Consider the following 23,273-nt stretch of genomic DNA (forward strand, 5'->3'; position numbering starts at 1 on the left):
AATAAGTAGGGCGATCGTGATCCAAGCTTGAGGATCACGACCGCCTTTTTCAATACGTGTCGTTATGGTGTGCTTACAAACTGAGGAGGAGAAACGTCAGCAAAGGATTATTCATGTAAAGCCGTTGCTTGATAAGTTTTACCATTATTTGAATAGCGTTGTTTCACCGCGGGGCCGTCTGTGTGCAGCCATCAAGAATGCCCTAAAGCTCAGGACAAGAGTATATCGAATCTTTGAAAATGGACAAATCCCACTGAGCAATAACTCATTAGAAGAAGAAATCCGTTTCACCACCTTGGTTCGTAAAAACTGTTTGTTTGCGAAAAGTCCTCGTGGAGCTGAGGCTAATGCAATTTACTACACGCTAGTGGCAACAGCGAAAATTAATAAGTTAAATGTATATAAGTATTTTAAATACCTGTTTGATCGACTACCCAATCAGAAAAGTAGCGACATTGAGGCTCTTTTACCATGGGCAGAAGAAGTACAGCAGGTATGTCATGAATAGAAGAAGGGTGTGGACCGCAAGAAGCCGTGGTTCACGCCCTTTCATTCGTTTTCAATACGTATCATTATTGACTGCTTACTAAATACAGTCCCTATTTACACCGATAAAACAAAAGCCAGAGAGCAAATCATTTGGGATCTACTCTCTGGCTTTTAACGTCTGTGTTTTTGAAATTAGTTTTGGTGAACAATTTGGGCGTTGCTTGGTAAACTGCCAGACCAGTCTTTGTAAGTTGTACCGGATTGGTTAGGAGAAGTCTGCCGATCCATTCCATCACTGTCAACGTGGTGGGTAACACCGTTGTTATCAGTCCAAACGGCAACATCACTCAAACCTAATTGCTTGTGACTGGTAACTGATGAGCTTTCACTTGAAGCACTGTTACTGTTCTTGTTTGTAGTTACACTACTATTTGCAGCGCTTGAAGAACTACTACTTTCTTCGGATTGGTTATCACTTGAGCTTGATGACTTCTTGTTAGTAGCCTTTGAGGAGGATTGCTTCTTAGCTTCATGGCTCTTCTTATGTTTTGTAACCTTAGTTACCCGGTCTTTAGAGGTTGCTGACTTAGAAGAGTTATGGTTAGATCCGCAACCAGCTAGCCCGAACGCTAATGTCAGAACTAGGAATCCAGAGCAAACGAAGCGTTGTAATTTTTTCATATTAAGATGTCTCTCCTATATAATTTAATTTGCAAACTATACTATTGAAATGTTTAATAGTATAATTATAGCATTTGTAAGAAATATCCGTCTACAATGTTAATTGATTAAAAACATCTGTGACACAAATCAATATGCATTTTAACACTAACCTCTTTGACCATCAATGAAAATAGAGGGAGTTGCTGATATTTAAAACAATAGTAAAATACTTGTATAAAACTGAAATAATTGAAGGGAATTTGTCATGAAAAAATATGATTATTTAGTTGTTGGTGCCGGCTTGTTTGGTGCAACCTTTGCTTACGAAGCTGCCCAACGTGGTAAGCGTGTCAAGGTAATCGACAAGCGGCCTCATGTTGCGGGAAATATTTATACTAAAGAAGTGGACGGTATCCAGGTTCACCAGTACGGTGCTCATATCTTCCATACTTCCAATAAACGGGTTTGGGACTATGTTAACCAGTTTGCGGACTTTAACCGCTACACTAACAGCCCGATCGCCAATTACAAGGGTGAAATCTACAACCTGCCTTTTAATATGAACACCTTCAATAAGATGTGGGGAGTTAAGACTCCTGACGAGGCCCTGGCAAAGATCAATGAGCAGCGGCAAGAGATGGCGGGTAAGGAACCGCAGAACCTTGAGGAACAAGCCATTTCTTTGATTGGCCGTGACATCTACGAAAAACTAATTAAGGGTTATACCGAGAAGCAGTGGGGACAGAAAGCCACTGACCTGCCAGCCTTCATTATTCGGCGTTTACCGGTTCGTTTGACTTATGATAACAACTACTTCAACGATGATTACCAAGGAATTCCAATCGGTGGTTACACTCAAATTGTCGAAAAGATGGTGGAAAGTGACTTGATTGACGTTGAAACTAGTGCGGACTTCTTTGATAAGAAGGACGAGTACTTAAAGGATTATCCACGGATTGTCTTCACCGGGACGATTGATCAGTTCTTCGACTACCAACTTGGCGAACTGGAATACCGGAGTTTGCGCTTTGAGACGGAAGAGAAGAATGTTGGCAACTATCAAGGAAACGCGGTTGTTAACTACACGGATGCGGAGACACCGTACACCCGGGTAATTGAACACAAACACTTCGAATTCGGTAAGGGCGACAAGGATAAGACAATTGTTACCCGGGAATACCCCGCTGATTGGCACCGGGGGGATGAACCATACTACCCGGTTAATAACCAACGGAATAATCAACTTTATGCAAAGTACCAAGAGCTTGCTAAGAAAGAGCCTAACGTTATCTTTGGTGGTCGGCTGGGCCAATACCGTTACTACAACATGGACCAGGTAATTGCGGCCGCCTTAAAGACCGTGTCTAAGGAGTTTAACAATTAAGCTATGAAGGTAATTAAGAATTATCTGTATAATGCAGGATATCAAATCCTGAATATGTTAATTCCATTAATTACGGTTCCTTATATTTCACGTGTTTTGGGAGCTCATGATGTTGGAATTAACGAATACACCAACAGCTGGGTTACTTTTTTCTATTTGATGGGACAGATGGGAATTACACTCTATGGTAATCGGGAAGTCGCTTACCACCGTGATGACCTATATGAGCGATCACGGACCTTCTGGGGTGTTGAGTCACTTCAAGTACTAACAATTTCTATGTCACTGGTTGCTTACCTGGCAGCTGTCTTCCTTTTTAGTACGACTTTCAAGTACTACTTTCTTTTGCAAGGGATTTGGATTATTGCTACTGGCCTTGATGTCTCCTGGTACTTTATGGGACTTGAAAACTTTAAGGTTACGGTTCTTCGAAATACCCTAGTTCGACTAGTATCCCTAGTACTAATCTTTACCGTTGTTAAAAATGTTAACGACCTGTGGAAGTATATTGCTATTTTGGGCCTAACACAATTAGTCGGAAACATTACTCTTTGGCCGTACCTCAAAGGTAACATTGTCTGGGTAAGTATTAGAAAGTGGCACCCATTCAAACACTTTTATCCAGCGCTTCTGTTATTTATTCCAACAATTACAACGCAGGTTTACTTGGTTTTAAACCGATTGATGCTGGGGAGAATGTCGACCCAGACAGCTTTAGGTAACTTCGGTCAGGCGGATAAGATCGTTAAGTTTGTCTTAGCTGTTGTGACCGCAACGGGGACGGTAATGTTACCTCACGTTGCTAATAAGTTTGCCAAGGGGGACATAAAAGGAGTTCGTTCGAGTCTGTACTCTTCCTTTAACTTTGTCTCTGCCATCTCTGTGCCAATGATGTTTGGGTTAATGGCTATTTCGGAACGGTTCGCACCATGGTTTCTTGGGGGTGACTTTATTCCCGCCGGTAGAATCATGTTTCTTGAGGCACCCATTATCGTCTTAATAGCCTGGAGTAATGTTACCGGTACTCAGTATCTGATGCCGGTCAATCGCGTTAAGGAGTATACAACTTCTGTAACCATTGGTGCGGTCAGTAACGTTATCTTCAACCTTTTCTTAATTGAAGGTTGGGGTGCTAACGGTGCAGCAGTAGCTACCGTTGGTTCAGAATTTTTAGTAACAGCAAGTCAGCTGGTAATGATTAGGCACACTATTAGCCGACGCCGGCTATTTGGCGAACAGTGGAAGTACTTCCTGTGTGGCTTCATCATGTACATCGTGGTTAATCGTATCTGTTTAACAATTAATATGACTGTTTCTAACCTTGTTCTGGAAGTTATGGTTGGTGCGGGGCTCTATCTACTGGGCCTTATCATCACAAGAGCTTCTATCCTTGATGAGGCACAGAACTTATTAAAAAAGCGAACTGGCAAGAAATAAATATTTCTGCTGTGTTACAAGAATTTTAAAATATATTGACTCAGATTATTTAAAACAGCGAGAAAAGCTTGGTATTAAGGCTTTTGTCGCTGCTTTTTGCTTTTTTATTAAAATTTGCAATCTGAATCGGGGACGTATATCTTTATTAATAGTGTTAATAAGTCAACCTAAGTTTGACATTTGGAGGAAAACATTATTTTTAACCTTAAGAATTTCAAGAGCAAAATTTTACCAACAATCACCGTTTGTGGAAGTGCACTTTTTTTAATGCACGGTAAGGTTTCTGCTAATCAGATTGATACTACTAACCAAACCCAAACTGATGCCCAAACGACGGCAACAGTCAATAACACTAGTGCTAATGGCACTTCAAATGATAATGACAACAATACTGCTGCTTTAACAAACAGCGCTGCTTCAGCAACGACTTCTGCTGCTGATTCTCAAAATAGTGCTGCAACTGCAGCTACTGATAACACTGCTATGGCAACAACAAGTGCTGCTACCGCTGCAGCTACTGCAGCAACTAGTGACAGCAATGAACAAACTAGCTATAACCAAAATGATAAGGGGAATTATGCTTACTTGGATTCCGTTAAGTTAAGCGATAACGGTCAACTGCAAGTTACTGGTTGGAACGCTACTAATTCTTCGGAAGGTAAGCCATACCACTACATCATTGCTTACGATAACACGACTAAGTCTGAAATTACCCGGACTCAGGTTACTGATCCGGTTAGTCGGCCAGATGTTCAAAAGGCCCACAATGTTTACGGGGCTGCTCAGTCTGGCTTTAACGTTAATTTAAAGCTTTCTGCAGATGCGCTGGCTAATGCAGATTCAATTAGCTTTATTAGCCGCTACAGTGCCTCTGCTTCTGGCAATTCGAACTACACCGATTTTTGGTTTGCTCCGATTACCTTTGATAAGGAAAATCATGCTTACCTTGATAGTGTGACGGTAAACAATAATCAGCTGCAGGTTACTGGTTGGAACGCAACTAACCTTGCTGCCAACAAGCCATACCACACTATTTCGGTATACGACCGGACAACTAAACAAGTTGTTGCTAGTCAAACAATCAAGGCAGTTAGTCGGCCGGATGTTGCTAAGGCTTACCCGGACGTTGATAATGCAGATCAATCTGGCTTTAACGTCAGTTTTGACTTGAGTAAGCTCAACTTAAACCACCAGCTACAAATCATTAGCTGCTACAGCTCCGATGCCCAGTCTGATAATGCTGTTAGCTACTACTTCACGCCAATCACTAATGGCAATTACACTAACCAAGGAAACCTGGATAGTGTTGATATCAGTAATGGTCAGCAGTTAATTGTTACTGGCTGGCACGCTGACGATGTTTCCAAGCTGGAAAGCAACCATTACTTGATTCTGTTTGATAATACGGCCAACAAACAGGTTACGGCAGTTAAGTCTGTCACAACCAGTCGTTCCGATGTTGCTAAGGCCTACCCATCGATTAATACAGCTGCTAACTCAGGTTTTCGTACCAGTTTCAATCTCAGTGATCTGGGTCTGATATCTGGTCACTCTTATTCGTTAGTTAGTCGCTATTCAACGAGCGCAAATGGTAACGGTGGTAACGGCCAGTATACTGATAAGTGGTTTAGCTTACCATCATTTAACAAGCATGAAAATAACTTGGATAGCATTGAAATGACCAGTGAAGGTCTGCATGTTACAGGCTGGATGGCTAGTGACTTCTCCCTTAACCGTAACAATGCTTACGTCATTGTCTTATCAAATGGTAAGGAAATTGGTCGCCAAAAAGTAGAGTTATCCAATCGGACTGACGTTGCCAAGGCTAAGGCAAGCATCTTCAATAGTTTGAAGAGTGGTTTCAACACCACTGTAAAGTTTGATCCTGCTAAGGCTACAGGAAATCTGCAGGTCTTAATGCGGTTCTCCGGTGCAGAAGACGGTAACAGTAATTATGATGACCAATACAGCAGTACCACTTATGCAACCAATGCAGGGGCATTTGACCAAATTTCCGTTAGTGATAACGGTATCTACGTCAGTGGATGGCATGCCAGTGATCAATCCGCTAACAAGCCTTACCAATACCTAATCTTTGTTGATGCGGAAAGTGGTAAGGAACTGTACCGGCAACGGGTCTTAGACATCAACCGGAGCCGTCCTGATGTTGCTAGTGCTGAGCCAGCAATCATCAATAGTGGCAAGTCTGGTTATCAACTTGGCTTCAACATCCCAACGAGTCTTGATCATCACACTGTTCGAGTTATTCACCGGATTACTAGTGACGTAAATGGTAATAGTGACTACGTTGACGTTGAATCCCAACCGATTTCTATCCACTCCGATAAGTGGGCCTGGCCATTCCCGGCGGTTGGTGAAGGTCACTTTGCTGGTGCCCAACTATTTGGTGTTAACCCTGGTGGTGAATTCCGTCAGAACGGTTTCCACGATGGCCTTGACTTCGGTTCTTACGACCACCCTGGCGCCCACGTTCAAGCTATCCACTCCGGTAAGATTATCAGTGTTGGTTACACTGCTGGTTTGGACTGGTACGTTCTGGAAGACACCGGTGACTACCTGATTGTTTACCAAGAAGCGTTCGCTAGTCGTGGTGACATTAACGTTACTCCAGGTCAACAGATCAATGTTGGTGACGTTATTGGGACTCGGGATACTTCACACGTTCACATCGGAATTACCAAGAACCACAACTTCAACTATGATTTGGCCAACTCCTTTAACAATAACGGAACCTGGCTGAACCCACTTGAAATTATCCGGAACGGTCTAAATGGTTAAATAAGTCTTTGAGGTCGGGCATAGTTACCCGGCCTCTTTTACTAGGGGGAGAAAATTTTCATGAAGGTTATTGATTTTAGTCATGCCAAGCTCGTAGCAATGACGACACTGGCAATGACTAGTTGTGGCTTTGCCCTATGGTTGTCACAAGTCAACGGACAGGCTGACGTGACAACGTTAGCCCCAGCAGTCGTTAAAGGGGCTACCATGGCAGAACAGTCGACACAAGCAAGTGCTACCACTACAACGGCAGTGGCAGCTAACACTGATCAGACAACGAATAACGTGGATCAAAGTGACCGGGGCAACTACGCTAACATGGATAGTCAAGGTGTGAACGATCAGGGACAGTTAGTTGCCCGTGGTTGGCACGCTACCAATGGTTCGGCTAGCCGGCCTTACCACTACGTTATCGCTTACGACCAAACTAATCACCGTGAGATTGGTCGGCAGAACATTACGGACCAAGCGATTAGTCGGCCGGATGTTCAGCAACAGCATAACGTGGCCGGGGCAGGAAAGGCTGGCTTCGCAGTTCAGTTTGACCTTTCGAAGGTCCTGGCAACCACGAATAGCGTCCAATTGATCAGTCGTTACACGGCTGACAAGCAGGGGAATGGTGATAGTGTCGACTACTGGTTTGCACCGCTTACCATTGACCATAATAACTACGGAAACTTGGATAGTACGGTAGTTAAGGACAACCAGTTGGTACTCTCCGGCTGGCACGCCACAAACCAGGCCGCCAACAAGGCCAACCACTACATCATTATCCTCGATCGGACAACTGGTAAGGAAGTGGGGCGGCAGTTAGTTAAGGCCGTTAGTCGTCCTGACGTCGCTCGGGTTTACCCAGGAGTTGACAAGGCCGGTCAGTCTGGTTTCACGGCCGCCTTTGCCATGAATAACCTCAACTTTAACGACCAGCTCCAGGTCCTGAGCCGCTACACTAGTTCTGCTGACGGTAATAGCGACTACGTTGATTATTACTTCACCCCAATCACGAATGGTAACTTTTCTAACCAGGGTTCTTTAGATAGCTGGGACTTAAGTAGTGGTCGGGTGGTTGTTACTGGTTGGCACGCCAATGACATTTCCCAGTTTGAAGATAACCACTTCCTGATTCTGTTTGACAACACGACCAATAGCCAGGTAGCAGTGACGAACGCCCAACAAGTTACCCGTGAGGACGTCGCCAAGGCCTTTCCAAACGTCAAAAGTGCCAAGAATTCTGGCTTTACGGGTAGTTTTAACCTGCAGAATAAACTGGTTGGCGGGCACTCCTACTCAATCGTTAGTCGTTACTCCACTAGTAACAAAGGTAACGGTGGGGATGGAAAGTACGTTGACTTTTGGTCCTCTCCGAAGGTCTTAAACCAGCGTCACTATTACATTGACAGTCAAAAGATGACCCAGCAGGGTTTACAGATTAGTGGCTGGATGGTCAGTGACTATTCTGGATTGGATAATCACCCCTATATCATTGTTTTAAATGACAACCATGAGATTACTCGTCAACAGCTGACCCTGAACGATCGGCCAGATGTTGCTAAGGTGTACAGTGGAATCTATAACAGCAAGAAGAGTGGCTTCACTGCGCTTATTAAACTTAATCCGGCTGATATTACAGGAAACATGCAGCTTGTCCTACGCTTTTCCAGTGATGGTAACAACGGTGAGGGCAACAAAGATGATCAGTGGACACCTGCTTACGCAAGCAACCAGGGTTCCTTTGACCAGGTTACGGTTAATGGCAGCAACATCTACGTGAGTGGCTGGCACGCAAGTAACGGCTCAGCAAGCAGGCCTTACCAATGGTTGATCTTCTTGGACCAAAACGGTCATGAATTAACCCGTCACCAGGTTCAGGATGTTAACCGGGCTCGGCCGGACGTTGGAAATGCTGTTGGTTACATCCTGAACAGTGACCATTCCGGCTTTCAACTTGCGTTTGCACTGCCGGATAATGTCCAGCACAAGGTTGTCCGGATTATTGACCGACTGACTGATGACATTAATGGTAATGGGAACTCCGTCGATTATTATTCAGGGAACGTCTCCATTAACTCCGGTGCCCAAACGAGTGGCCTCAAGACACTTTACTATGACGCAATGGGGAACATTGTGGGGGTATTCAACAACGCCGAGGTAATTTGCCAACTCCCTGAATTACCAACGGGGTGTGAAATCACGGCAGTTACGATGATGCTTCGCTACGCCGGCTACAATGTCAATAAGATTCAGCTGGCAAACGAGATGCCACGAAGCAGCAATGGTGACCTTGGCTTCGTTGGTAATCCATTCAGTCCAAGTGGTTGGTGGGTCTTCCCAACTGGGGTTGCCCCCGTGGTTAACCACTACGTTGGCCACAGTCAGGTAATGACTGGGACTAACCTGCAAGCAATTCAAGAAAAGTTACGGGAAGGGCACTTGGTCGTCGTTTGGATGGCCAACATGAACGGTTTTGTTAACCATGCCATTACTTTGACCGGCTATAACGCTAACGGGTTCGACTACAATAACCCTTGGACTGGTCGAAAGGAAGCAATGTCCTATGGTGAGTTCTATTCCCACTGGAATGCCGACCGTCAACGGGCATTAAGTTACTAAATTTAATATTTCTTAGGCCTTTGCAATGCAGTTATGCCTTGCGAGGGCCTTTTATTTCATTATCGGCCTTTTTTATAAACTTCTTGTAACTTGGCTGTAATTTAAGAATGTTAGTATATTCATGGTGTTTAAGTTAAATTATTAGTTAGATTTGAGGGAATATTAATACACAATGAAGAACAAGAAACAATCAAAAATTAAAATCGTTTTACCTGTTTTATTTACTTTTGGTGCATCTTTAATGTTTTTCCAAGCCGATGCGCAAGCTGATAGCACTCAAACAACTACTAGTGCTGACCAACAGGTAGCTTTAACTACCAACGTCAATACGACTAGTCAAAATACTAATTACCAAAACTTAAATCAAAGTACGGACAACCAGCAAGAGACTGCCCAAGCAAGCACGCAGACGGCGGTTGCTGGTGCAAATGATGGCGTCAGTTTGAATGAACATGATGTTCAACAAGCAAACAATAAGCCGGTAATTGATACTAATCCTAGCTTCTCTACTGGACAGTACAACGTAACTGCAACCCCAGTTTCATCCTCAAACGGAACTAACGGTGCCGCTTCCTTGAACACTGCGGGTCTCTCTAGTCGGAATATCAACTTCTTGAACAGTATCCATGATGGGGCCTTAAACGGTTGGCGCCAATACGGTGTCCTCCCATCCGTTACCGCTGCCCAGGCCATCCTGGAAAGTGGTTGGGGCCAGTCTGGTCTGGCTACCCAGGGCCACAACCTTTTTGGCATCAAGGGTTCCTACAACGGTCATTCCATTACGATGCCAACTCGTGAAGTCTATGGTGGCCGGAGTGTTTACATCAATGATGCCTTCCGAGCATATGCTAACAATAATGAATCCGTTCAAGACCATGGTCGCTTCTTAGCCGTTAACAGTCGTTACCACAACCTGTTATGGCAGACTGACTACCGGACCGTTACCCGATTGATCCAGGCTGACGGTTACGCAACCGACCCTTACTATGCTTCCAGCCTTAACGCCGTAATTGAACGGTATGGTTTGACTGCCTGGGACCGTGAAGTTGCCGAAGTTAACACTGGTCACATAGATAATTTGTCAGTGGTTGGCAACCAAATTAACATTCGGGGCTGGCATGCATCTGATTCTTACAATAGTAAGATGCATCACTTTATCATTCTTTTGGATGGTAATACTGGCAAGGAATTATACCGGACGGAAGTAAATGGCGATTACCGTCAAGATGTTCAAAATGTATACCCTAACGCTGATATTTCTGGGTGGGGCGGTTTTAACATTAACATTCCTTACTCTTCAATCTTTGCAGGTAAGAATGTTCAAGTTGTATCCCGCTACACCTACAATACAAATGGTGAAATTAATGGTGGTAAGGACTTATTCTTCACCCCAGTTTCATTAAATGCTAATACTGGATATCTTGATAACATGAGCTTAGATGCGAAGACGGGAACTATTAATATTTCAGGTTGGCATGCTGCTGATGCAAGTCTAAATAAGGGATACCACTTTATTATTATTTATGATGGCTCGAAGCAGGTTGAATTGGGACGTTTCCTCGTTGAAAGTGGTTCACGGGATGATGTTGCCAAGGTTTACAACATTTATGGAGCCAATAAGTCTGGCTTTAGTCTGAAGCTGAACTTCAATCCGGCTTTAGCAGGCGACCAGATTCAGGTGATTTCCCGTTATAGTAACTCACAAAATGGTGAAGGAAACTACGTTGACTACTGGTTTGCTCCGAAGACTTTCAGTGAAAATCGTGCGTACTTAGATTCACTTACTGTTAGCGGAAATCAACTTCATGTTACTGGTTGGCACGCCGCTGACCAGAGCGTTGCTAAACCATACCACTTCATCATCATTTACGATGCAACTACGCACCGAGAGGTTAAACGGCAGATGGTGGACTCCTTATCCCGAAACGATGTTCAAAAAGTCTACCCCAACATCTACAACGATGCCCAGTCTGGTTTTGACCTGACGACTACGCTTGATCCTTCATTGAACGGTCACGAAATCCGGATTATCTCCCGCTACAGTGATGCCAAGAATGGTGAAGGTAACAAGATTGACTACTGGTTCAATCCAGTTAAGGTGACAATCCGATAATTACAAAGAATGAGGAAGAATGGCTTGGTGCCGTCCTTCCTTTTTATTTTATCCATAATTTAACCATTTGCTCTTGCCAAGTGTGATAAAATGTAACATGGATTTTGGCATTTAAGGAGGCCACTATGAAAGGAATTATTTTAGCTGGTGGGTCTGGAACCCGTCTCTACCCGATTACGCGGGGAATATCTAAGCAGTTGATTCCAGTATATGATAAGCCAATGGTCTATTATCCATTGTCAACCTTAATGCTGGCGGGGATTCGTGATATTTTAGTTATCTCGACTCCCGAATACACCCCATTGTTTAAGGAACTCTTGGGTGACGGCTCAGACCTGGGCCTGCACTTCACCTACAAGGTCCAGGAAAAACCTAACGGCCTGGCAGAGGCCTTTATTCTTGGGGCGGACTTCATTGGTGACGATTCAGTTGCCCTGATTTTAGGGGATAACATCTACTATGGTGCCGGTCTGTCCGAACTCGTCCAAGCGGCGGCCAAGAAGACCGAAGGGGCTACGGTGTTTGGCTACCATGTCAATGACCCAGAGCGGTTTGGGGTGGTTGACTTTGATGACCAGATGCACGCCCTGTCAATCGAGGAGAAGCCTGCCCACCCGAAGAGCAACTACGCTGTCACGGGGCTCTACTTCTACGACAACAATGTGGTTAACATTGCTAAGCACATCAAACCGTCCGCCCGGGGTGAGCTTGAGATTACCGACGTTAATAAGGAATACCTGCGTCGGGGAAAGCTTGACGTTGAGCTGATGGGCCGGGGCTACGCCTGGCTCGATACCGGGACCCATGATTCGATGCTCGAAGCAGCAAACTTCATCGCAACGATTGAGCGGCGGCAGAACCTTAAAGTGGCCTCAATTGAGGAAATTGCCTACCGGATGGGTTACATCGATAAGGATAAGCTTGTCGAATTGGCCCAACCACTGAAGAAAAATGATTATGGCCAATACCTCTTACGGTTGGCTAAGGAAAACTAAGGAGATTGGAAATAAATGTCATTGAAAGTTATCGACACTACGTTACCAGATGCAAAGATTGTGGAAACTGATGTCTTCGGCGACCACCGGGGCTTTTTCACCGAAAACTACACCAAGAACAAGTTTGAGGCGGCAGGCATCAATGTTGAATTTACCCAGGATAACCAATCACTGTCCGTGGAACCCGGTGTTCTGCGGGGGATGCACTACCAGTTAGCACCATACTCCCAGACCAAGCTTCTGCGGGCCGTTACTGGAGCCATTTACGATGTCATCGTCGACATCCGGAAGGGATCACCAGCTTTCGGTAACTGGGAAGGCTTTATCCTGAGTGAATACAACCACCGTCAGCTCCTGGTTCCCAAGGGCTTTGCGCACGGCTTTGTTACCTTGACACCAAACGTTAACGTTGCCTACAAGGTCGATGGTTACTACGCACCAGACGCCGACCGGGGAATTGCTTACGATGACCCCGACCTGAACATCAAGTGGCCAATGCCAACTGACCACCTGATCCTGTCCGAAAAGGACCAACACCACCCATCTTTCAAGGATGCCGAAATGAACTTTACTTATGGGGAGGAAAAGTAAAAAATGAATATTTTAGTAACCGGTGGAGCCGGCTTTATCGGCAGTAACTTTATCCACTACATGCTCAAGAAGCACCCTGATGATAACCTGATTAACTTAGACCTGCTGACTTACGCAGGGAACATCCACAACCTGGATGATATCAAGGATAACCCCCACTACCACTTCGTTAAGGGGAATATTGTCAACCGAGAACTGGTAACCCACCTGGTCCACGAATTCAACATCGACCACATTGTTAACTTTGCGGCTGAGTCACACGTTGACCGGTCAATCCTTCACCCAGACATCTTTGTGGAAACCAATGTCCAAGGGACTCTGGCTCTGCTGGACGTTGCCAAGAAGGAGGGCGTTGAGAAGTTCCTGCAAGTATCAACCGACGAAGTCTATGGTACCCTGGGTGCAACGGGCTACTTTACTGAAGAATCTCCACTGCAACCAAACTCACCATACTCGGCAAGTAAGGCTTCAGCGGACATGATTGTCCGTTCCTATTTTGAAACCTACGGCTACAATGTCAACATTACCCGTTGTTCCAACAACTATGGCCCATACCAATTCCCAGAAAAGTTGATTCCATTGATGACCTCCAACGGGATGGAAGGTAAGGACCTGCCAATCTATGGTAATGGTAAGAATATCCGTGACTGGCTCTACGTTTCCGACCACTGTCAGGCAATCGACCTGGTCCTGCGGAAGGGTAAGCCGGGCGAAGTTTACAACGTCGGTGGCCACAACGAACGGACTAACAACGAGATTGTTCACCTGATTGTTGATAACTTGGGAATTTCCGAAGACCACATCAAGTACGTCAAGGACCGTCTGGGTCACGATAAGCGCTACGCTATCGACCCAAGCAAGATTGAGAAGGAATTAGGCTGGAAGCCGGAATACACCTTTGATACGGGAATCGTTAAGACGATTGACTGGTACAAGAATAACGAAGCATGGTGGAAGCCACTGAAGGCTAAGGCCGCTTTGAAGTAATATAAATAAAATGAAGTTGTAACATCAGGTAACCTAACGTGATGTACAATGGATAATAACGAATAGGGGTAACGGTAATTGCTTGCCGTGGCCCCTTTTTAAGGAGGAAAACTGATAATGGCAGACATCCTAATCACGGGAGCAAATGGTCAGCTCGGGACGGAACTTCGTTACTTGTTGGATCAGAAGGGGATTGACTACCAGGCCTTTGATTCACAGGGTCTCGACATTACTGACCGTCAGGCAGTTGTCAAACGATTTGCAGCAATTCAACCGAAAGTAGTCTTTCACTGTGCCGCTTACACGGCGGTTGATAAGGCGGAAGATGAGGGTAAGGAAGCAAACTGGCAGGTCAACGCTGACGGGACCAAGAATATTGCCCAGGCGGCCCATCAGTATGGTGCCACTCTGGTTTACATCAGTACCGACTACGTATTTGACGGAACGAATGCGGGAGAATACCCGACCGACGCGGAGCCGAACCCGAAGAATGAGTACGGCAAGGCCAAGTTGGCGGGTGAACAGGCCGTCCGCGAGACGATGGATAAGTACTACATCATCCGGACTTCCTGGGTGTTTGGTGAATACGGCAAGAACTTTGTCTACACGATGCTCCGTCTGGCTAAGACCCATGACCATCTGACGGTTGTTAATGACCAAATTGGTCGGCCAACTTGGACCCGGACTTTGGCCGAATTTATGCTCTTCGCTGTTCAGAATAATGTCGCGTACGGCACCTACCAGCTCTCCAACGATGGTTCCTGTACCTGGTATGACTTTGCCTGCGAGATCTTGAAGGACAAGGATGTCACGGTAAGTCCAGTTACCTCCGCAGAATATCCGCAGAAGGCGTACCGACCGCGTCACTCGATTATGAGTCTCGACAAGGTCAAGAAAGCGGGATACCAGCCAATCAGCTGGCAAGAAGCCTTACATGATTTCTTAAAGGTAATTGATTAATAATTCTTAGGGAAGGATATCTGAATGAAGTTTATTAATTTTGAACACGCTAAAAAAGTTGCCATGACTGGCTTGGCCATGACAAGTTGTGGGTTCTTGCTGTGGGTTTCACAGGGGACGTCCCACGCGGATAACAACCCGACAACAGTCGCCACGACTGCTCAGACACAGCAAGCAAATACTGACAATACGACCACTCAGCAGCAGACATCAACAAGTGCAAATGACAACCAGAGTGCAACGGCTAATACCCAGATGCAGGTAGCTGCTAGTCAGAGTTACAACCGCAACGACAATGGCAACTACGCCAATATGGACAGCATCAGTCTTAATCCAGATGGCAGCCTTAATGCCACTGGATGGCACGCTACTAATGGTGCTCAGGGGCGTCCGTACCACTACATTATTGCCCTCAACCAGGACAACCACGAAATTGCCCGGCAGAACATCACTAACCAGGAGGTTACCCGGAATGATGTCCAACGGGTACATAACGTATACGGAGCTAGCCAATCGGGCTTTAACGTCCACTTCGACCTCAGCAAGGTAATGGGGAGCACTAGTTCAGTAACTCTGATTAGTCGTTATACGTCAGACCCACTTGGTAATACGAATGACGCTGACTACTACTTTGCCCCCGTCACGATTGATCGACGGAACTACGCTAATTTAGATGAGGCAACGGTTACCAAGAATCAGCTAGAGGTTACGGGTTGGAATGCCACTAACCTGGCGGTAAACAAGCCGAACCACTACATTATTCTTCTTGACCGGACAACGGGTACTGAGATCGCCCGGCAGCTGGTTAAAGATGGGCAAAGTCGTCCCGACGTTGCTAAGGTTTATCCGGGCATTGAGGGTGCCGGCCAGTCTGGCTTTGATGTCTTCTTTAACCTGAACGGGGTTAACTTTAACCATAAGCTCCAATTGCTGAGTCGTTACACCTCCAGCAAGGATGGTAATAGTGATTACGTTGACTACTACTTCACCCCAATTACTAACGGTAACTACGCTAACCAAGGACACTTAGACAGTTTTAGCCTTAGTAGTGGTCAACTTAACGTTACTGGTTGGCACGCCAATGACATTTCAAAGTTTGAAAATCAACGGTACGTAATCATTTATGACAATACTGCCAACAGTCAGGTGGCTAGTCAGAAGGTCGATGGTGTATCCCGAACTGACGTTGCCAAGGCCTACCCGTTAATCACAACGGCGGGACAATCAGGCTTCAACGCTAACTTTAACTTAAGCGGGATTAAGTTGGTAGACGGTCACTCCTACTCGGTTGTAAGTCGGTATTCCACTAGCTCCAATGGCAATGGTGGCGACGGTCAGTATTCGGACTTCTGGTCTGCACCAGTTACTTACCATAACCAACAGGCCTACTGGCTTGACCAGATTAAGATGACTGACCAGGGTCTCCAGCTTGCTGGTTGGATGGCCAGTTCCCAGTCGCAAGGCAAGGGGAACGCTTACGTCATTGTTTTGAACGGTAATAATGAAGTTGCTCGCCAGAAGCTGACGCTCACTAGCCGTCCCGACGTTGCTAACGTATACCCATTAATTTATAACAGTACTAATAGTGGCTTTAACACGCTGGTCAAGTTTAACCCAGCAGAGATTACAGGTAACATGCAGATTGTCCTCCGCTTTACGGATGACCCCGCCGGTAATGGTAGCAACACCGCTGACCAATGGTTACCTGCTTACTCCTCGAACCAGGGAAAGTTTAATGATATCCGGATCAACGGTCGTTCGGTATATGTTAGTGGTTGGCATGCAAGTGACCAGTCCGCTGACAAGCCGTACCAGTACCTGATTTTCTTGGATGCCAACGGCCATGAAGTTTACCGGCAACGGGTTCTGGATATCAACCGGGCCAATTCTACCGCGGCCGCTACGGCACCATACATCCTGCACAGTGCTAACTCGGGTTATCAACTTGGTTTAACCCTGCCGGCAAGCGCACAAGGAAAGGTATTCCAGGTAATTCACCGCTTTACAGACGACATCAACGGAAATGGTAATTTTATTGACTTACGCTCGGAACTCCTGCTGAGATACGATATGACAGCTAATGCAATCAACCGTTATATTCTACAGAATAAGATTGGCCATGCTACCATTCGGACCGACTATGTGATTCCGGAAGTAACAGGCAAGTACAGCAAGACCAGTGATGGTCGTCCGGACATGGTGGTAGTTCACGAAACAGCTAACCCGAACGACAGCATCTACGGTGAAATTAACTTTGAACGGCAACACTATGACAACGCCTTCGTTCACGCCTTCGTAGATGGTAACAACATCATTGAAGTTTCCAGCACTGACCGGGAAGCTTGGGGTGCTGGGTATCCGGCTAACGGTCGGGCTGTCCAGTTCGAACAGGTTGAAGTCTACGGTGCCGGCAACTTTGTTCGTGAATTAGTCAACGGTGCCTACTACACGGCATACAAAATGAAGCAGTACGGAATTGTGCCGACCCTGGCTTGGTACAACAGTCAGACAGGTCAGTATGGTGGTACGTTATGGTCCCACCACATGGTTTCTGAATACATGCATGTGACGGACCACACTGACCCCGATGGTTACTGGGCAAGACGAGCTTCGCAATACTTTGGCACCACGTACACGATGAGTGACTTCTTTGAACTCGTTAAGTACGAATACCGGCAACTGTAAGTTGTCAGGCGATTAAGGAATCGGGATTGAACTTTCGATTCCTTTTTATTTTCGCTTACGAACTATCTCAATCACTCCTTATGAAACCGGATACGGGGATATGTTATACTGGCAATGTAAAATTAAATGGATTGAACTTTTTGGAGGATAACCATGGAAACGAAAAAGCATTACAAGATGTACAAGAGCGGAAAGCTGTGGGTTTCAGCAGCAGTTGCCACCCTTGCCTTAACCGCGGGAATGGCTTATGGCCCATCGGCAAATGCTGATACTGCGCAGCCTACGCAGCCAACCCAAGCTGCTAAGCAGACGACACCTGCTACCGATAAAGCGGCAACTAATAATCAGACCGATGACCAAACTAGTCAGGGACAGGCTGGCCAGCAGACAATAAATAAAACTCAGAATACTCAACAGAGTAACAAGAGTAATCAACCGACGGGTAACCAAAACGCCCAACAAGATAATAAGGGAAACCAGCCGAGTGGCAACAATGGTACCCAAGGCAATGACAATGAGGGTAATAATGGCACCCAACCAGGCGATAAAGGAAATCAGCCAAGTGACAACAATGGTACCCCAAACAATGAGAATAAGGGTAGCAAGGATACCCAACCAGGCGATAAGGGAAATCAGCCAAGTGGCAACAATGGTACCCCAAACAATGAGAATAAGGGTAGCAAGGACACCCAACCAGGCGATAAGGGAAATCAGCCGAGTGGCAACAATGGTACCCCAAACAATGATAATAAAGGTAACCAGAACAACCAACAAGATAATAATGGTAAAAAGCCAACCGACGACCAAGGTGACCAGAGTAACAAGAATGTTGATTTAAGTATTAAAGGTAATTTTGGTTCGCTAGATGTTACGAACATTGCTAATAACCAGCTCCATGTGGTTGGTTGGAATGCCACTAATGATAGCAAAGGTAAACCGTACCATTACATTATTGTTCTGCATAATGGTCAAGAGGTCGGTCGTTATCAAGTCGATACCGCTCAAAGTAATCGGTCTGACGTTGCCAAAGCATACAATGTCTGGAATGCTACCAAGTCTGGCTTCGATGCCAATATTACTTTGAATATGGGTAAGATTAAGGTCGGCAACCTGCTCCAAATTATATCTCGTTGGACAGCAGATCCGAAGGGAGACAATAAACTGCCGGCTGTTGACTTCTATTTCCCTAATCTATATGAAATTAAGCCAAGCACTAATCAAGCTTATTTAGACAGTTTTGAAACATATGGAAATAATCAGTTAAAGGTTAGTGGTTGGAACGCCACTAGTCAGTCTCTTAATTTCCCATACCACTGGTTAATCTTATTTGACGCTACAACCCATAAGGAGGTTAGTCGGCAAAGAGTTACTAACTTGGAGCGTCCAGATGTAGCTAAGGTAAATCCAGGCATCCTAAATGCCGATAAGTCTGGCTTTGAGGGCGTCTTCAGTCTTAAAGGTGTTAACTTAATTGACAGTTTACAGGTAGTTAGCCGCTATAGTGACGATATGGTGAATGGTGAGGGACAATATATTGATTACTGGTTCCCCGCTCAAAAATTAATTAAGGGGAGTACAACAATTGAAGGCTTCCTGGATGCATTTGAGCTTAAGGACGGTCGTGTTCATGTTGCTGGTTGGAACGCTACTAACTGGTCAACGGTTACCCAAAATCACTTCCTGATTTTGTGGGATAACACTACCAAAAAACAAGTTGCTGCAAAACTCGTTGATAACATTGCGCGTCCAGATGTAGCTAAGGCCTACCCATCAATCAAGACAGCAGGTAACTCTGGCTTCGACACTTCCTTTGACCCAGTTGTCTTGATACCTGGCCACACATACTCACTGATTAGTCGGTATTCAACCAGTAATGAAGGTAATGGGGGCACCGGTGCTAATGTTACCTGGTGGTTCGTTAATAAGCACCTGACGTTTAATCCTAACCGTGAAAATGTTGGTAACCTAGATAGTTTTAATATTAGCAATGGCAAACTCCAGGTTAAGGGGTGGCACGCTAACGATATGTCAGAATTAGAATCCAACCACTGGTTGATCCTTTTAGATAGTAATAACAATGAGGTTGATCGGGTTCAAGTTACTAATGATGAGCGTCCGGACGTAGCTGCAGCGTTCAAGGGAATCCAGACTGCCGGTAATTCTGGCTTTACGGCTAGCTTTGATAATTTGAAGTTTAAACCGGGAACCTATACTTTAGTTAGCCGGTACGCAATTGATCCAAACAACTCAAGTCAATATACAGATTACTGGTTTAAAGATGTTATCAAGATTAATCCTAGCCAGCACGCCTCAAACATTGATAGTTTCACTGAAAACAAGGATGGTAGCTACCAGATTACTGGTTGGATGGCAAGCAACGCTACAATGGCGATGAAGGACGTTCACCCATACTTGATCTTGGTAAACGACAAGGGGCAAGAACTTGGCCGAACGGAAGTGAAGTTAGAGGCACGTTCTGACGTTGCTGAAGCCTTTCCAACAATTTACAACAGTGCAATCTCCGGATTTAATGCTAATCTCAAGTTGAATAAGGGTATCAACATTGATAAGAAGACTAACGAAGGCCTTCAGCTTTACCTGCGTTTCACGGAAGCCAAGGATGGTAATCCGACAGCTGAATTAGTAGCTGATGACCAGGTTAATACTGGTTTCATGATTAAGGATGGCCAACTCGTCAAAAGGGCTTAGAAAACTGAATAAGAGGTAACAAAAAGGGTTCACTCAGCCTGTTGCTGAATGAACCTTTTTTAGTATGTCTAATAACCGTAGCGAGTTTGTGTTGAACGGTAATAACCCGTTTCATACGAAGAACGAGGACTAGCTTGTGATGATGAATAATCTTCACTGTCATCATCCGAAGAGGAGTGGTGACGACTACCGCTCGTTACGTAGTCACTGCCGTTACCGCTACCAGGATCATTGTAAGAGGCACCACCTGGCAGAATGAAGTCAGTCTTGTTATAGCCATTGTAGTTTGGCTGTGACTTATACATCTTTGTTTCGTGGTTAACAACCTTCTTTGGCTTCAGACCAAGTTCCTTGCGAACCAGCTTAGAAACTCGGTTGATTTCCTTTGGACTAGCAATCTGGAAAGATGCCCCGTCAATCATGGCGTTTTGACCTTGGAAGTGGTAGGTCGTGACACTGTTCATGGCACTGTGGTAGTTACCGTACAGGGTTGCAATATCGTCAATTGGGATGTTGGTTTTAACGCCATCCCCGACAGCATCCATGATCTTGTTAGCAGAGCTGATAGAGCCCGATTTCTTGAACTTTTTAATAACACTAGATAAGATTTGTTGCTGCCGCTTTTGTCGGCCATAATCGTTGTTTGGATCTTGGTACCGCATCCGCGAGTATTTCAAAGCTTCGTTACCGTTTAGATGTTGTTTACCCTTCTTGAAGTGGTGGCCTTCGTAGGTAAAGGCGAACGGGTTATCAACCTCGACACCACCAAGGGAGTTAACAACTTTCTTGAGGACTCCCATGTTGATAACCGCGTAGTAGTCAATTGGCACGTCAAGTAGCTCACTGACTTGCTTAACAGTCTGCTTTGGTCCCCCGATGGAGTAGGCTGCGTTGATTTTAACGTAGTCCGCACCATCATCGGTGTTGACGCGGACTAAAGTATCCCGCGGGATACTAGTCATAGTAATCCGCTGTGTCTTGGGGTTAATGGTGAAAAGTTCGATTGAGTCGGTGTTTCCACCGGCGTTGCCTCGATGGAGGGCCCCAACATCAGTTCCCATGGCTAGGACAGAAACCGGTTTTCCTTGCTGGAGCTTTTTGCTGATTTTACCATCACCGTCGCTGAAGACCCCAGTAGCCATCTTGTGGACCTTGTGGTATTCGTAGAAACCACCACCAACGACCAGGATAATGAGTAGCCAGATTAGGGCTTTCATCCATTTCGGCGTGTGGAAGTGGTGCTTCTCTGGCACAGGCGGGGGAGTCGGTCGATCTACTTTGGTTTTTTTATGGTGGTGATAATGAAATTCGTGGTGGGGACGTTCAGATTGCTCCTCTTCGTGAGCATTTTTGTAAATTTGTTCCTCTAATCTTTTTCGGTATTCTTCGCGCGACTCGCGTTCGTTGTTGTTATTATCCATAGCAAATGTACCTCGATTTTATTTCTAACGTTACTAATATAGCAAAAAAGCGGGTAATAGTTCAATAACATACTAGTAGCTTAAACATTCTGTAAACAATTTGTTTTATAAATAATTTACAACATTCAATTATCATAAATAATCTAAAATGATACGATATTTGGTGAATTATAAAAATAGGAACATTTATAAAGGAAGTGCCTCACGATTGCTAGAACTCTTCTAACAATCTATGAGGCGCTTCAATAATACCTGGGTCATCTTTCCCTATACTATTTTTATTTAAATCCTTTGATTTTTTTCGTAAATTGGTGCCATGCATAATTACGGCTCATAACATTTGTTTGATAAACTGCGTGATAGGTAACGTTACAATGCTTTGAACATATGTAGACATTCAATAATCTCTCCGCAAGAAATCCAAAAAGTCGTTGTTGATACTCACTATATGAGGAAATATCAACCCTTTGTTCCACTTCAAATAGTATATCAAAAAGCCACTTGCAATAATCATTAAGATTCTCACGTGTAGTGTAGAACATGTTATAAAAAGAAGCACGTTCCATTGACATCGTTTTGTCAAATGCTTTTACAAATTCAGGATACTTTTGTTGAAGTACTTCCCTAGTAATTTTTAAATCTTTAGCGTGGTGATACTTAGCAAAATTTTGGCCGATTGTACCGTCCCCCCCTTTTTCTGGTTGCGAAACAATCCAATCAGCAGTAGATAATTCTTGTTCCAATACCGATTCGTTTATTGGACGTGCCTTTCCAGTTAAAAGCACCGAAAAATCAAGATACTTACGATGATGGAATTTCGAAAAAAATCGCCGATAATGAGATAAACCAATGTTTTCATCAGAAGTGTTTTTCCACATCCAATAAAGGCCAGTTAATTCACAATATGATTTATTTTTATTTGAAATATTATCACCAGTGTTATCAGTGAGGTAACTATCAGGATTGAAGTTTTTATTTGCGCCTACTAATAGCGCCTTATAATTTTGAGGCAAATTGTAATTGAACTTCTTGTGCGTAATTACATACATTGTCATTCTATATCTTCCTTTATGTATTGGCTGATGACTAATTATATATCATTCCATATAAAAAGCCAAAAACTAGAATGTCATTTTAGTATTAGAGATAGTTGTTAAAAATTCTAAATCACTATGCATCCTCCACCTTTAAAGATTACAGTTTTTATGATGAAGCCACTGGTTCCTATATTGTTGTACTCTTCTACGACTCGAAGCATTATAACAATCATTACCAGTGAGAAACGTATATGAGTAAAATCATTATGAATTGACTGGGACTTGTACATCTGTTTGTATGTTTATTGACACTCAGCGAACTTAGACTTAGTAACTCAAAATAAAGTCGATTTTTTTTGACTGAAAGTCTGGAGGGAAACAATATAAATCATT

The 23,273-nt window shown here is 44.6% G+C and carries 14 protein-coding genes and 1 pseudogene; 12 read left to right on the forward strand and 3 right to left on the reverse strand.

Annotated features, from left to right (window positions below; genetic code table 11):
* Window positions 1-76 precede the first annotated feature (76 nt).
* Window positions 77-508: pseudogene (locus QOS01_RS07840) on the forward strand (IS66 family transposase); the annotation flags it as partial.
* Between the two features lie 173 nt (window positions 509-681).
* Here the strand turns inward: QOS01_RS07840 and QOS01_RS07845 are convergent.
* The gene (locus tag QOS01_RS07845; RefSeq protein ID WP_283621852.1) at window positions 682-1,170 is read right to left on the reverse strand and encodes a hypothetical protein; all 489 of its coding nucleotides are present in this window, start codon (window positions 1,168-1,170) and stop codon (window positions 682-684) included.
* 247 nt (window positions 1,171-1,417) lie between these two features.
* Between QOS01_RS07845 and glf the strand changes: the two genes are divergently transcribed.
* The 11 genes from glf (at window position 1,418) to QOS01_RS07900 (ending at window position 20,422) form a co-directional block, all read left to right on the forward strand.
* On the forward strand, window positions 1,418-2,536 hold the full coding sequence (gene glf / locus QOS01_RS07850) for a UDP-galactopyranose mutase (RefSeq protein WP_283621853.1): 1,119 nt from the start codon (window positions 1,418-1,420) through the stop codon (window positions 2,534-2,536).
* A 3-nt stretch (window positions 2,537-2,539) separates the two neighbouring features.
* A complete protein-coding gene (locus QOS01_RS07855; RefSeq protein ID WP_283621854.1) occupies window positions 2,540-3,973 on the forward strand; it encodes a flippase in 1,434 nt (477 codons plus the stop codon).
* A gap of 267 nt (window positions 3,974-4,240) precedes the next feature.
* Window positions 4,241-6,772 carry a M23 family metallopeptidase gene (locus QOS01_RS07860; RefSeq protein WP_283621855.1) on the forward strand — a complete coding sequence of 844 codons (2,532 nt, stop codon included), beginning with the start codon at window positions 4,241-4,243 and terminating at the stop codon, window positions 6,770-6,772.
* A 60-nt stretch (window positions 6,773-6,832) separates the two neighbouring features.
* Entirely contained in the window at window positions 6,833-9,382 is a 2,550-nt protein-coding gene (locus tag QOS01_RS07865) for a C39 family peptidase (RefSeq protein ID WP_283621856.1), read from the forward strand.
* 241 nt (window positions 9,383-9,623) lie between these two features.
* Complete coding sequence (locus QOS01_RS07870; RefSeq protein WP_283621857.1) at window positions 9,624-11,495, forward strand: glycoside hydrolase family 73 protein; 1,872 nt, start codon at window positions 9,624-9,626, stop codon at window positions 11,493-11,495.
* A gap of 125 nt (window positions 11,496-11,620) precedes the next feature.
* Window positions 11,621-12,490, forward strand: a complete 870-nt coding sequence (gene rfbA, locus QOS01_RS07875) for a glucose-1-phosphate thymidylyltransferase RfbA (protein WP_283621858.1) — start codon at window positions 11,621-11,623, stop codon at window positions 12,488-12,490.
* Between the two features lie 15 nt (window positions 12,491-12,505).
* A complete protein-coding gene (rfbC, locus tag QOS01_RS07880) occupies window positions 12,506-13,081 on the forward strand; it encodes a dTDP-4-dehydrorhamnose 3,5-epimerase (RefSeq protein WP_283621859.1) in 576 nt (191 codons plus the stop codon).
* Window positions 13,082-13,084: 3 nt separating this feature from the next.
* On the forward strand, window positions 13,085-14,068 hold the full coding sequence (rfbB, locus tag QOS01_RS07885; protein WP_047768709.1) for a dTDP-glucose 4,6-dehydratase: 984 nt from the start codon (window positions 13,085-13,087) through the stop codon (window positions 14,066-14,068).
* A 117-nt stretch (window positions 14,069-14,185) separates the two neighbouring features.
* Window positions 14,186-15,028 (forward strand): dTDP-4-dehydrorhamnose reductase, encoded by an 843-nt coding sequence (gene rfbD, locus QOS01_RS07890; protein WP_283621860.1) that lies wholly within the window; start codon window positions 14,186-14,188, stop codon window positions 15,026-15,028.
* A gap of 24 nt (window positions 15,029-15,052) precedes the next feature.
* Window positions 15,053-17,713, forward strand: coding sequence for a peptidoglycan recognition protein family protein (locus tag QOS01_RS07895; RefSeq protein WP_283621861.1), 2,661 nt, complete (start codon window positions 15,053-15,055; stop codon window positions 17,711-17,713).
* A 153-nt stretch (window positions 17,714-17,866) separates the two neighbouring features.
* Complete coding sequence (locus QOS01_RS07900; RefSeq protein WP_283621862.1) at window positions 17,867-20,422, forward strand: KxYKxGKxW signal peptide domain-containing protein; 2,556 nt, start codon at window positions 17,867-17,869, stop codon at window positions 20,420-20,422.
* Between the two features lie 68 nt (window positions 20,423-20,490).
* Here the strand turns inward: QOS01_RS07900 and QOS01_RS07905 are convergent, their stop codons facing one another.
* A complete protein-coding gene (locus tag QOS01_RS07905; protein WP_283621863.1) occupies window positions 20,491-21,843 on the reverse strand; it encodes an LCP family protein in 1,353 nt (450 codons plus the stop codon).
* A gap of 278 nt (window positions 21,844-22,121) precedes the next feature.
* The gene (locus QOS01_RS07910) at window positions 22,122-22,898 is read right to left on the reverse strand and encodes a DUF4422 domain-containing protein (protein WP_283621864.1); all 777 of its coding nucleotides are present in this window, start codon (window positions 22,896-22,898) and stop codon (window positions 22,122-22,124) included.
* Between the last annotated feature and the right edge of the window lie 375 nt (window positions 22,899-23,273).

The organism is Limosilactobacillus avium (assembly GCF_947381485.1).
Taxonomy (GTDB): domain Bacteria; phylum Bacillota; class Bacilli; order Lactobacillales; family Lactobacillaceae; genus Limosilactobacillus; species Limosilactobacillus avium.

Excerpts from the sequence above, each read along its gene's own strand:
- QOS01_RS07845 (WP_283621852.1), bottom strand. The coding sequence starts at position 1,170 with ATGAAAAAATTACAACGCTTCGTTTGCTCTGGATTCCTAGTTCTGACA.
- QOS01_RS07860 (WP_283621855.1), top strand. The coding sequence starts at position 4,241 with ATGCACGGTAAGGTTTCTGCTAATCAGATTGATACTACTAACCAAACC.
- rfbB (WP_047768709.1), top strand. The coding sequence starts at position 13,085 with ATGAATATTTTAGTAACCGGTGGAGCCGGCTTTATCGGCAGTAACTTT.
- QOS01_RS07855 (WP_283621854.1), top strand. The coding sequence starts at position 2,540 with ATGAAGGTAATTAAGAATTATCTGTATAATGCAGGATATCAAATCCTG.
- QOS01_RS07895 (WP_283621861.1), top strand. The coding sequence starts at position 15,053 with ATGAAGTTTATTAATTTTGAACACGCTAAAAAAGTTGCCATGACTGGC.
- QOS01_RS07905 (WP_283621863.1), bottom strand. The coding sequence starts at position 21,843 with ATGGATAATAACAACAACGAACGCGAGTCGCGCGAAGAATACCGAAAA.
- QOS01_RS07865 (WP_283621856.1), top strand. The coding sequence starts at position 6,833 with ATGAAGGTTATTGATTTTAGTCATGCCAAGCTCGTAGCAATGACGACA.
- QOS01_RS07900 (WP_283621862.1), top strand. The coding sequence starts at position 17,867 with ATGGAAACGAAAAAGCATTACAAGATGTACAAGAGCGGAAAGCTGTGG.
- QOS01_RS07870 (WP_283621857.1), top strand. The coding sequence starts at position 9,624 with ATGTTTTTCCAAGCCGATGCGCAAGCTGATAGCACTCAAACAACTACT.
- QOS01_RS07910 (WP_283621864.1), bottom strand. The coding sequence starts at position 22,898 with ATGACAATGTATGTAATTACGCACAAGAAGTTCAATTACAATTTGCCT.
- rfbC (WP_283621859.1), top strand. The coding sequence starts at position 12,506 with ATGTCATTGAAAGTTATCGACACTACGTTACCAGATGCAAAGATTGTG.
- rfbA (WP_283621858.1), top strand. The coding sequence starts at position 11,621 with ATGAAAGGAATTATTTTAGCTGGTGGGTCTGGAACCCGTCTCTACCCG.
- rfbD (WP_283621860.1), top strand. The coding sequence starts at position 14,186 with ATGGCAGACATCCTAATCACGGGAGCAAATGGTCAGCTCGGGACGGAA.
- glf (WP_283621853.1), top strand. The coding sequence starts at position 1,418 with ATGAAAAAATATGATTATTTAGTTGTTGGTGCCGGCTTGTTTGGTGCA.